The following is a 12,137-nucleotide window of genomic DNA, read 5'->3' as shown; positions in this document are numbered from 1 at the left end:
GTTTCCCTTTTATTTCTAATTTTCTAAAATTTTTTCAACGCCTTTTCTTAGTTTGTAAAGAGGTATTAATCCTACACTCTTGTAAGGAATGCCCTCCAATGGTACAAAGAAAACTGTTGGAAAACGATCCACACCCATATAAGCTGAAAGGTGAGGTGCTAATTCGGCATCAATAGAGTAAACAATAATTTGGTCACCATATTCACTTGCCAATTGTTCCAGACGGGGACGCAGTCTCTTGCATGGTCCGCACCAAGTAGCATAAAAGTCTATGACCACGGGCTTGTCTCCACTGAACTTCCATTCGCCCCCTTTTTCAAAATCAAAAATAAGCTCAGCAAACTGAGATTGATTAATCTCCACAACGGTTGCATTACTTTGGTTTGCTTTTTTAGGGGATATATCAATGTGTCCCGAAATGATACCAACCACCAGAAAGATGACAATTAGAATGCCAGCATCCTTTAATATTTTATTTAAGTTCATGAGTTCTTTTCGCTTGTAACCTCCACCCATATTCTTTATCATCCTCAAAGATAAAAAGAAAAGATGAAACATAGTCATTTTTACCATTTATCTTTCGTTGATTGATATACTCTGATTCTTGTATTTAATGATTTGATTAATCAACTGATTTAATAATATTATTTAAATGTTAAAGTGTTACGTTTTAATTACGATGAAGTTATATTTTTGTATGTTTGCACTCTGTGTTTAAAATGATAGCGATCGACGTGAATAAATTATAAAATATTAACTTGCTTGGAGTGTTGAGGTGGAATTCTTAATGGTCTGGGCGCTAATTAATGTTAAAATGAAACGTGTGATAAACTTAATTACAATAATGGTATTTATTGCTATTATGAGTAGCTCTTGTTCTATGCAAGAAGGAGGTAAGGCACTAATGGAGCCGGAAACTTTAGAATTATCGCAATATGCACTAGAATTACCAAGTGAATCTCAAGAAGTAGCCCCTCTATTGACCGTTACGACTAATCAGCAAATTGTAAAAGTACAATCTCTCGCTCCTGACTGGTTAGAAGCTCAGTATCGTAATAAGACTATTTATATATCTGCAAAGCCTAATAATTCAGGTGAAAAGAGAGAGACTAGTTTGTTAGTTTTTGCTGGAACAAAATTTGAAGTAGTTAAAGTGGTTCAAATGGGTTCAGCTCTGTATTTAGAGTTATCAGAAACTGAGATGGTAGTTCCAGCAGAAGGTAAAACCTTAATAGTGGATGTTAGGTCAAATGGAGGTGAATGGAACTATGAGATTGATGAATCAGCGGAAGATTGGATCAATGTGACTCGTATTGATAACTTCCTCCAATTATCTATAGCACCAAATACAAACAGTAGTGAAAGGCAAGGTCAGATTTACGTACAGGTCAAAGGTACTAATCCTAAAGAATTGTCCATTACTCAACAAGCTTTTAATAACGGGGCTAGATTTGGTCTTCCGTTGTTGAAGAAAAGTCCGACAAAGCATGAAATTATTGAATATGAGAAGAAGCAAGGAAGTTTTGTTGTCAAGTATGTGGACAGTGAACTGGGTGAACCTATTGATATCCCTTATGTAGTATTCCTTTATGCTTCTCCTGTGTTTCAGTCTGTAACATATAGCATAACTGCAGCAACTAAGTCTATTCACCAGATAGTGATGATTTCTGATGATGCTAAGACTCTAAAATCAGATGAATTTAAGCAAACATTAATAGACAAGGGGTTTGAAATAAAAGTTCAAAAGGGATCTGATAATTATACTGGAACTAGTACTTCAACTGGTTTTGACGTCGAGGTCGTAGTTAATGAATTGAAGGATTCGAAGGTTATTTTTACTCCAATCAAGGGGTAAAGCATTGATTTTATTACAATTCTGTGCGAACTCGGTATGCTTTTAAAAATATTTGTATAAGGTAAATGATGAATGTGAAAACAATGATAAGATTAACCTCTGTCTTCTTGACTTTTATAGTGTTAGCTATATCTTGTGTACCTGAGGATGAGATGGATAGAAATACGGAGCCTGCGGTGCTAGAGCTTTCATCTCAATCTCTAGAATTTACAAGCAAAGAGGTTGAAGCTGGCTATATTCCTCAAATAACAGTTAAAACTAATCAAGCAATAGTTAAAGCTGTCTCTCTAGATCCTAGTTGGCTTAAAGTAGAGTATAAGGACAAGGGGATCTATGTCTCAGCTAAAGAGAATAGGTCTGGGGAAAAAAGAAAGTCTGGTATTTTAGTGGTAGCAGGCGGTGTTAAAGAATTGGTAACTGTTACGCAAAGTCAGGCTATTACGCTTTTAGATGTTTCCCCAAAAGATATAGACCTATTGTCTGATGGACAAGCCATTTTGATAGATGTATCCTCAAATGATTCTGATTGGTCTTTTGAAATTGAAGATGGTAAAGAGTGGCTACATGCAAATCGGATTGGCGGGTTTATAAAAGTAATTGCTGATGCTAATTCTACACTAAAAGAGAGAGTTGCTCAGATGTATGTTAATATGTCTGGAAAAGTTGTTGTCGTGAATTTCACTCAGCAACCTAGACGAAAAAATGCCAAATATGCACTCCCTCTTTTGGAAAGAAGGTCTACCCCTTATGAAGTCATTGCATTTGAAGAAAATAATGGCAACTTTTTGCTTGAGTATTCAGCCGCAGCCGGTTTGCTTGGTCAGCCAGGTAGTGTGACAGTAAAATTTGTTTATGCATCGTCGGTCTATTCTGATGTTGTCTATAATATTGACACATCTTCAAAACTTATTACAAACATAGTAATAACATCCTATGCTCCAGACGTTTTACAGTCTAGTGAGTTTATGGATTTTTTGTCGTATAATGGATTTGCCATATCAAATAATACTGTAGATCCTTCTAGTAAGATTTTGGTCTTTTCTGGGTCTAATTCTGAAGCAGCTTATGGTTTGGTCATGAAAATTAATAAGGATGAAACCAAGCCTTCTACAATTACACTTAAGTCAAGAGGAAAACAGACAGAGCCATATAAGACGTTTAGTAAGTTCCCATTTGATAAATATGAGTATTTGTTTGGTGATTGGACTTACGCAAAAATCAAGGAAAATGAGCTGGCAAATGGTTCAACCCTTGATTATGAAACACGGAGTAAGAAGCATCCAAGTATTGTCGTAGAGTCTCAGTATACAGTTGACCCAAGTCTAAGTCCATTAGTTGCACGTATTTTCGGTATGAATGATTCAGAAGTAGATCCAAATACGGGTGAAATTGCTGATAAGCTAGATCAATTGGTAGCTGTTTTTAATGATGTTCATTTGGGAGCATTTTTAAGCGAAAGAAAATACTATCTAACTGAAGAGTTTCAAAACCTTCTTGTAGCTTCTGGCTTTAAGTATATAAAGGAGGTTGATGGACTTACTCAATGGTATAATGAAGAGAAAAAGATTCTTATTATCCCTCGTGGTACTAGGTTTAATTCCGTTATGGATCTAATGCCTGTTTTGGCAATAAGTTATTTCCATAGAGATTTAGGTGCTCAAACTGCAGCAGAAAGAGAAGCTTTTTTGTCTATGGCTCACGAGGAGGTAGTACGTCAAGATAAACTGTTATCTTCAGGAAAATGATTTATCTCAGATGTCACAATTTTATTTGAATAAGATGGTGTTTGTGTTTTGTGATTTGAATGAAACATTAAATGCAAAAATTAGTAATAGATTATGAAGAAAAAATATATATTTAATCTGCTAATAGTCTTGGTTGCCTCTCTTTTTAGCATATATGGGTGTGAGAATAAGAGAGAAGTAGTATTAACGTCTTCTCAGACAAGTGACCAAAATGTTTCTGAAAGAAACACTTCGTCCTTGTATGCTCCGAAGAGTGCGATACCAGGCAAGATTATTTTTAAGGTTGGTCGAGAGACATCAAGAGATATAAAGCTTATCAATTCTGGTGTCATTCAGATGTCATCTGTGCCTGGACCTATGTCTGCTGCTTTGAGTGCGATGAATACGCACAAGGTAGAACGTCTTGTCCTTCCCTCTGGAAAATTCGAGGGTGCACTAAAGGATGCGGGGCTTGATCGGTGGTATATTGCAAGTTTTGATGAAGAAACCCCTTTGCCCTCTGCCTTTTCTTTACTAAATAGTGTCGCAGAGATCGAAAAAGTGGAGTATTCATGTAAAGCCGAAGTTTTTGGCTCTGCTCAAGGCGAAGAACACGTATATGATCTCATTCGCTCTGATAAATATCCATTTGATGATGAATACTTACCTCTTCAATGGCACTACAACAATTTAGGAGACAAATATTGGTCAAAGCAAGGCTGTGATATTAATCTTTTTAAAGCATGGGAAATAACCACCGGAACACCGAATGTAATTGTTTGTGTCGTTGATGGCGGTATTGATGTGACTCATCCAGATTTGGTAGATAATCTATGGGTCAACCCAGGCGAGGCCAAGAATGACCATGATGATGACGATAACGGATATAAAGATGATATTCATGGATTCTGTTTTGTCTCTAATTCAGCAGATATTCTCCCTGATGCAGATGGTCACGGTACTCACGTAGCAGGTACAGTAGCAGCGAGATCGAATAATGGAATAGGTGTTGCAGGAGTAGCTGGTGGAAATGATAAAGACCCAAAGGCAACTGGAGTACGTCTGATGTCTGCTGCAATTCTTAGAGCGAATCCTGATGGTGTGACTACAAAAGGTGCTTCAACAGAGAACATTGCTAATGCCATCATATATGGAGCTCTAAATGGTGCTACTATTTCTCAGAATTCATGGGGTTACCCTTTTGCATCAGGGGTTGAAGTTATGCCAGATGTCATAAAAGAGGCTATTGACTTTTTTATCGATAAAGCCGGAACAGTCCTGGTTAAAGATGATCCAAATTATGGCGAGCAAAGAAAAGACTCTCCAATGAAAGGTGGAATCGTATTTTTTGCAGCGGGTAATGACAACTTGGATTATCCCACTCCTCCAGCTAATTACGAGCGCGTAATAGCTGTGTCAGCAGTTGCTCCTAACTTTACAAAAGCTAGTTATTCTACTTACGGTGATTGGGTAGATATTGCTGCACCAGGTGGTGATATGCAGAGGTATGGTGAAAAAGCAGGTGTGCTTAGTACAATGGCACCTGCTATGTTGAATGGAGAAGAGTATCATTACTATCATGGTACATCTATGGCATGTCCACATATTTCAGGTGTTGCTGCTCTTGTCTTATCTAAGTTTGGTGGACAGGGATTTACAAATGATGAGCTAAAAGCGCGTATGCTTGCGTCAGTACTTCCAGTGGATCTGGACAAGGTTAATCCACAATATGCTGGAAAGCTTGGTATAGGTACTATTGATGCATATGCAGCACTTACACTGAAGAATGATCACAAAGCACCTGATAAACCAGAGATTATTAAAGATAAGTCCACTGAAAATGCATTTACTGCACTTACCGTGTATTGGGTTGTTCCAAGTGACGAGGATGATAATCAACCTCTCAGATATAGATTGTATGTATCTAATAAGCCACTAGATAAGAATAATTATCTTACAGATGGTGATGTATCAGGAACAGCTAATGGATTCATCAGTGGTGTCGGAACAAAACCTGGTGATGAGATGAGTTTTACTGTTTCTTCTCTTGAGCCTGCCACTACATATCATTTTGCTTTAGTAGCATATGACAAGTGGGGTAATACTTCAGAACCAAGTTTTTTCGCTGGTGATACAAAAGTGAATCATGCTCCTGAAATTTCAAACATTCCAAGTGAACCTATCTTCGTTATTGATAGAAGTACATATCTCTTAGATGTAAAGGATATAGATGGTCATTCTTGGAGCTATGAAATAGCAGGTGACAGAGGAGGTATTACACACAGAAAGGTCACAAATGGAATTGAGTTCGTAATTCGTCCAGTTTTAGGTGAAGGAGAGCATGCCGTTAAAGTTGTTTTGACAGACGAGTTAGGACTTACCAAAACGTTTAGTGTTCCGTTCAGAGTCGTGTATATCAAGAAACCAATTCTTAAGTCACCTATTCAGCCACTTTTAGTTGGTATTCATAGTGAACCGATAGAATTGGCACTTCCTAGTTATTTCGAAAAACCTTACTTCTTGAGCCACAGCTTTAAGGCTATATCTAGTAATCCAGCTGTTGCTAGTACCTTTATTAATGAGGCTGGTCATTTATTTATTATTGGAGAAAAACCTGGAAAAACTTCTATTGTGGTTACAGCAAGTAATGGCTATATGACAACCAATACTACCATAGAAGTTACAGTCACCGAGGATGCTACTTCTGACGTATTTGCGGTATGGCCTATACCTGTTCAGCGAGAGCTTAATATATGGCTTAATCCAAAATACAATGCCGCCCATGTAAAAGTTCAAAGTGTGAATGGAGAATTAATTTTCCAAGAAGATGCGAAGGTGAATGATTCTGGAGCTGCACAGATTGATATGAAACATTTGATGCCAGGTTCTTATGTCTTAGTGATAAAAGTAGATGGTCGTGAAACAGTACGAAGTATTTTAAAGAAATAATCTACTTTAGAGTATAAGAGATTCCAAATAAATATTTTTGGTAAAATGAATAAATAATATGAGAATTAAGTTTTTTGAAAAGTACCTTCTACTCATTCTTTCAATAGGGTTAGCCTCTCTTGAAATGAATGCTCAGAATCGTCTTCTCCCAATACTAGAAGCACCAGTTGATGCACGAGCAGCATCCATGGGTAGTGCAACATTAATGAGTGCGAAGAGCAATTATCTGTATATTAATCCAGCTTCTATATTGTATCAGCCTAATAAGTACACGATCTCTGCAAATGGAATGTTATATCCAACTTATGAAGAAGCATCGGGTCGTCTTAAGAATGGTTCAATATCTTTAGGTGCTAAGTTTTTGAATAGACATGTAGTATTTGCTGGATTTCGCTACCAAGGAGGGCTGTCATATCAAATTATAGATGGGCCATACGATGATCAGGACATAAGGAAATATAACCCCTTTGATTGGGCTGCCGATCTTGGTTATGCTTTTAGGATTAACGATCAGTTTAGTGCTTTTGCTACGATGTCGTTTATCCAGAGCTATACAGGCCGTCCTGCTTATGCAGGAAGTTTCTCTGTAGGAGCTAATTACCTTACTGATTTCAGTATCGCACGTTCTTTAGCAACACTTAATGTGGCCGCACGGGTCTCTAATTTTGGAACCCATCTTTACTATTCGTCATCTGAGAGATATAATCTCCCAGCTAAAGCAGAAATAACTTCCGACCTAACTGTCAAGTTAGGTGATATTCATAAGATTACCTCTTTAGTAGGAGCTAGATATTTCTTTTTGCCTATTAAGAATCAGGTTTTTCAAGCGAACCTTGGAGGAGAATATACCGTGTTTGATCTTGTTAGCTTCAGGACCGGTGTTCAGATAGGTACAAGGTACACTAGCCATTGGACAGCTGGTGTTGGGGCTAAGTTTATGGGTGGTTCAATAGACTTTGCCTACTTGAAAGGGCTGAATACGAACTACAGTGATAGGCTTGTACTGAGTCTATCATACAATTATTGAGTGTTAAATAACCAAATTATATAGACTGAAAATGAAGAAAATCGCAAATTTTACATGTGGCCTTCTGCTTTTGATAATTGCAGTATCATGTACTGATCTATCGTCAATTAATCAAGACCTTGAGGATTTAAAATCAAGGGTGAGTAACCTTGAGAATTTAATGAAAAATGCTAATTCAAGAATCGAAACTCTTCAGGTTCTCATTGACGCCGAAGCTGGAAAGAAATCTATCGAAAAGTGGACTGAGACTTCATATGGTTATGAACTCATTATGTCTGACGGTAGTAAGCTTAGTTTGATGAATGGAAGGAACGGAAAAACACCAGATATTTCTGTGAAAGAGCTTAATGGGACTTTATACTGGACTATTAATGGTGAACTTATGAGAGATTCAGGTGGGGAACCTATTAAGGCTAAAGCAGAAGATGGAAAGATGCCTAAAGTGCAGATTACAGCTGACGGCTTTTGGCAAATTAGTACAGATGATGGCGCAACATGGAAGGTTTTAAGGGATGAAAATGGTGAAAGAGTACGTGCTAAGGGGCTTGATGCCACAGATACCTTTTCAATAACAGAAACCGATGCAGCTATAGTTATTAACTTTGATGGAAAGACTTTTACGATTTCCAAGAATGCTGGCGGTTCGGATAATCCTGGAGTCTATGATCCTGATAAACTTGCATTAGAGTATGTTTCAGAATTCGGTGTTGCTACTGAAGGTAAGAGTTTTGCAACTTCTAATGGTATTGATCAGCTTGGAATGTTCTCGTTCGATGAGGCTAAGAGTCTTTTTGCAGAACGCTTTTTAGCTGGTATTTATCATTTCCCATCAGCTTCAGAATGGCTGGGCGTGTTCCCTTCTTCTGGCATTATTTCCTTTACCGAAAGTAAAGTTAAGGAGAGTGTAAAGGAAACTATAAAAGTTGGTAAAGGCCAAGAGGAAAAAGAATACACTGCGGAATATAATTCAGTGTCTGGCGGTGTCGTTTATGGTATTAAATTCATTGGAGATGACAATCGTATGCGAACTGCCTATAGATACCGCTTGGTTAATTTCGGAGAAGATAATAATATGTCTGCACTCGAAGTAACTGCTCGCTTGATTGGAAGTGATGCTAAGATGACTTTGGATGCTATTTCAAAAGAAGATTTCTGGAGCGATAGTAGTGCTAAGTATGTAAAGCGTCTTTTCCCAACTGCAGGTTATATAAGTGGTAATTCACATGTGTATCTCGGAACAAAAGGTTTTTATCCTGCTTCTGATGATTACCAAAACAGTGGATTTAATAAATATAAATTGCATGGTGTGGAATTTGATAAGTCAGAGGTTCGTATCCATCGTTCAATCTTAACAGGTAATACGGATAAGTATAAATTTTCGGTAAGACCATTTAGTGATTATTAATTTGTGTTGACTTCTATGTTGTCATAAGTATTTTCGCTCAAAAATGAGTATTGCTTGATCGATTTTAGAAGTAATTTTAAGATGTAAAATAATGATAATTGTACCTTCATTATATCCTTCATATTGATGGATTGATGATGTATAAATGTCAATATGATAATAATGGTATGAAAAATAAATTTTTGATGATGTTCGGAATGATCCTATTTACTATAAAGATCGCTTTCGGACAAGACATCAACGTACAAGGGCTTGTGATAGACGAGAATAATGAGCCTCTAATTGGAGCTAGGGTTAGTCTTAAGAATAATCCAACCGTAGGAGCATCAACTGACTTTGATGGTAAATTTAAACTAAAGGCAACTAAGGGAGAAATAATCATATTTAGCTTCATCGGTTATGATACTCAAGAAGTGCCGGCATCAGCGGACATGAAGGTCCAACTAAAACCTAGTTCTGAGCTCTTAGATGAAGTCGTAGTAGTAGGTTATGCTTCAAAGAAGGTAGCGGCTACGTCTGCTTCTATTGTAAAAGTCGGTTCTAAGGATTTGACAGAGAAGCCGACAGCGAATATTTTTGATGCTGTTCAGGGTAAGGTCGCTGGTGTACAAGTTTCTACTTCTTCTGGAGAGCCAAGTGCTGTTGCATCTGTTAAGTTGCATGGTAGAGGGTCTATTAACTCTGGATCTGCACCTTTGTATATCCTTGATGGTATGCCTGTATCGGCAGGTATCATACAAGGGATGAACTCTAACGACTTTGAGAGTATGCAGTTTCTTAAAGATGCTGCTGCTACTTCCATCTATGGAGCAAGAGCTGCAAATGGTGTGATATATGTAACGACTAAGCGTGGGTCAATGTCAGAAAAGGCAAAGATCAATGTAAGAGCACAGTATGGTATTTCGTCACTTGCTAATACTAGTTACTATAATAGGCTTCAAAATACTGATGAGACTTTTCAAATGTTAGAAGAGTTTGGAATCAAGACAGGTGCTGAGTTGGATGAGATGAAAAAGAAGTATGGTATGAACAATACCAAGTGGTATAAATACTTTTATCAGAATGCCCCAACATATCAGGCCGATGTTAATGTCTCAGGAGGAATGGGTAGAACAAATTATTTCTTCTCATTAGGTTTTTTTGATCAAGAGGGTCTTAGAGCGGGATCATCATATAATAAGTTGAATACCCGACTTAATTTAAATTCTACTTTGAATGATTACATTAAGTTAGGGCTAAACGCAAGTTTGTTCTATTCTAATACTAAGACGGTTCCTTATCCTTCTAATTCATTTGGAGGAGGATTTGCACCATATATAGCACCATACTATTCTCCGTATGATGAGAATGGTGAAGAAATATATGATCGTCCCATCCCCGCTGTGTTCCTTTTTCTTAATCCTAAATATGTTATAGATAAGAATCTATATAATACAAGAGATTTAGTATTAAACACAATCGGTAGTTTGACAATCACTCCATTTGAAAATTTTCAAATCCGTTCACAAGTAGGAGTGACTCTCAACTATAATATCTACAACAGTTTATCCAAACCTTCATATATCAAGAATGAAGGTCATGGTAGTAAGACGAGATCGTTTAATGGTGGTTACTCACTATCTACAAATACTGTAGCAGAGTATAAGTTTAATTTCGACGATATTCATCATTTCTCTCTTTTAGGTGGTCATGAATATACTGAATTCAAAGCCGATGGCTTTGGTGCATCAGGAGGCGGATTGGTGGATGATAATCTGACCTTGCTTTCTGCTGCAACAAAGGACATCAGAATCTCTGAAAATGAATATGAATATGCTTTTCTTTCGTTTTTTGGACAATTTGGGTATGACTACGATGATAAATATTATGTAGACCTAGTACTTAGAAATGATGCCTCTTCTGTTTTCGGTGCAAATAAGAGAAACGGGTTGTTCTGGTCTGCTGGACTTTTATGGAAGGCAAAGAAGGAATCGTTCCTTGAGAATGTAGATTGGATTGATGATCTTGATTTGCGTTTAAGTACTGGTACACAGGGTAACGCTGATATTGATTATTATGAATCTCTCGCACTTGTTGGAAACTATAGCCAGTATAATGGAATAAAAGGCTGGGGGTTAGTAAGTCCAGGTAATCCTGATCTAGGTTGGGAGAAGCAAAGAAAAACTACTTTGGGCGTTAGTCTTGATGTCTTTAATCGACTTCACCTAAAAGTAGAGCTGTATGATCGCTTAACTTCTGATATGCTGATGGATGTCCCATATCCATATACTTCAGGTCTAGAGTTATCTGGTCAATATGCTTTTGTTAAGAAGAATGTTGGTAAGTATCAGAATAGAGGTATTGACTTAAATATTTCAGCAGATATACTTTCTGGAAAAGATTATGGATTGTCTGCATACTTTAACTTTAACTATAATAAAGATAAAGTGATTGAATTATTCCAAGGTCGTGACTCATGGATTATTCCAAATACTGGTGTGGGATATATAGTTGGAAAACCGATTATGTATGTTTTACCTATCTTTAAGGATATTAATCCTAAGAATGGATATCCTCGTTGGTACATTCCTGAAAGTGAGAATGGCGTTTTTTATCCAGAGCGTACTAATAAGGATGAGACTATGTTAACTTCCGAGCATTCTGATATTCTTGATCAAAATTCAGGTATTGCTCGTTATGCACCATTCTCCGGTGGTTTTGGCTTGGTTGCTAATTGGAAAGGATTTTCACTACAGGCTGATTTTGCATTTTTTCTTGGAAAGCATATACTATCTCTGGATCGTTATTTTTTGGAAAACCCTATGAAATATGCAGCACAAGGGTTTGCTCAAGATCGAGATGTTATGGACTACTGGAAAAAACCCCTTCAGAATGCAAAGTATCCTAGCCTTGAGTATCAGAGAAAATATGGAGAGGCACTTTCATACGATACACGTTATCTTGAAAATGCATCTTTCATGAGACTTAAAAATTTAACTCTCGGGTATACAATACCAAAAAGTTTATTAGAAAAACAGAGTGCTTTGACTGGTGCGAAAATTTTCTTATCTGGTCGTAACCTTTTGACCTTTACTAAATTCCAGGGGCAAGATCCTGAAGATAATAGTAATGCTTCACGAGGCATGAATCCTAATACCAAACAGTTTACTTTAGGAGTAGAATTGAACTTTTAAGTCT

7 protein-coding genes are annotated in these 12,137 nt (G+C 37.2%); 6 read left to right on the top strand and 1 reads right to left on the bottom strand.

Annotated features, from left to right (window positions below; translation table 11 throughout):
* Nucleotides 1–15: 15 nt before the first annotated feature.
* Nucleotides 16–528: a thioredoxin domain-containing protein gene (locus QYZ87_06830; protein MDN4754240.1), complete on the bottom strand. Its 513-nt coding sequence runs from the start codon at nt 526–528 to the stop codon at nt 16–18.
* Between the two features lie 352 nt (nt 529–880).
* Between QYZ87_06830 and QYZ87_06825 the strand changes: the two genes are divergently transcribed.
* The 6 genes from QYZ87_06825 (at nt 881) to QYZ87_06800 (ending at nt 12,133) form a co-directional block, all read left to right on the top strand.
* Nucleotides 881–1,855: a BACON domain-containing carbohydrate-binding protein gene (locus QYZ87_06825; protein MDN4754239.1), complete on the top strand. Its 975-nt coding sequence runs from the start codon at nt 881–883 to the stop codon at nt 1,853–1,855.
* Nucleotides 1,856–2,007: 152 nt separating this feature from the next.
* Nucleotides 2,008–3,600 carry a BACON domain-containing protein gene (locus QYZ87_06820; GenBank protein ID MDN4754238.1) on the top strand — a complete coding sequence of 531 codons (1,593 nt, stop codon included), beginning with the start codon at nt 2,008–2,010 and terminating at the stop codon, nt 3,598–3,600.
* Between the two features lie 93 nt (nt 3,601–3,693).
* Nucleotides 3,694–6,528, top strand: coding sequence for a S8 family serine peptidase (locus tag QYZ87_06815; protein ID MDN4754237.1), 2,835 nt, complete (start codon nt 3,694–3,696; stop codon nt 6,526–6,528).
* A gap of 58 nt (nt 6,529–6,586) precedes the next feature.
* Nucleotides 6,587–7,555 (top strand): PorV/PorQ family protein, encoded by a 969-nt coding sequence (locus QYZ87_06810; protein ID MDN4754236.1) that lies wholly within the window; start codon nt 6,587–6,589, stop codon nt 7,553–7,555.
* Between the two features lie 31 nt (nt 7,556–7,586).
* Entirely contained in the window at nt 7,587–8,960 is a 1,374-nt protein-coding gene (locus tag QYZ87_06805; protein MDN4754235.1) for a PL29 family lyase N-terminal domain-containing protein, read from the top strand.
* 167 nt (nt 8,961–9,127) lie between these two features.
* Nucleotides 9,128–12,133, top strand: coding sequence for a SusC/RagA family TonB-linked outer membrane protein (locus QYZ87_06800; GenBank protein ID MDN4754234.1), 3,006 nt, complete (start codon nt 9,128–9,130; stop codon nt 12,131–12,133).
* The last annotated feature ends 4 nt before the right edge of the window (nt 12,134–12,137 follow it).

Source organism: Porphyromonadaceae bacterium W3.11, from assembly GCA_030434245.1.
Taxonomy (GTDB): Bacteria; Bacteroidota; Bacteroidia; order Bacteroidales; family Porphyromonadaceae; genus Porphyromonas_A.
Note: the sequence above shows the minus strand (reverse complement) of the source record. Positions and strands in the feature narration are given on the sequence as shown.

What these genes read in the sequence shown, in the direction of transcription:
- QYZ87_06820 (MDN4754238.1), top strand. Translation starts at nt 2,008, where the DNA reads ATGGATAGAAATACGGAGCCTGCGGTGCTAGAGCTTTCATCTCAATCT.
- QYZ87_06805 (MDN4754235.1), top strand. Translation starts at nt 7,587, where the DNA reads ATGAAGAAAATCGCAAATTTTACATGTGGCCTTCTGCTTTTGATAATT.
- QYZ87_06825 (MDN4754239.1), top strand. Translation starts at nt 881, where the DNA reads ATGCAAGAAGGAGGTAAGGCACTAATGGAGCCGGAAACTTTAGAATTA.
- QYZ87_06815 (MDN4754237.1), top strand. Translation starts at nt 3,694, where the DNA reads ATGAAGAAAAAATATATATTTAATCTGCTAATAGTCTTGGTTGCCTCT.
- QYZ87_06830 (MDN4754240.1), bottom strand. Translation starts at nt 528, where the DNA reads ATGATAAAGAATATGGGTGGAGGTTACAAGCGAAAAGAACTCATGAAC.
- QYZ87_06810 (MDN4754236.1), top strand. Translation starts at nt 6,587, where the DNA reads ATGAGAATTAAGTTTTTTGAAAAGTACCTTCTACTCATTCTTTCAATA.
- QYZ87_06800 (MDN4754234.1), top strand. Translation starts at nt 9,128, where the DNA reads ATGAAAAATAAATTTTTGATGATGTTCGGAATGATCCTATTTACTATA.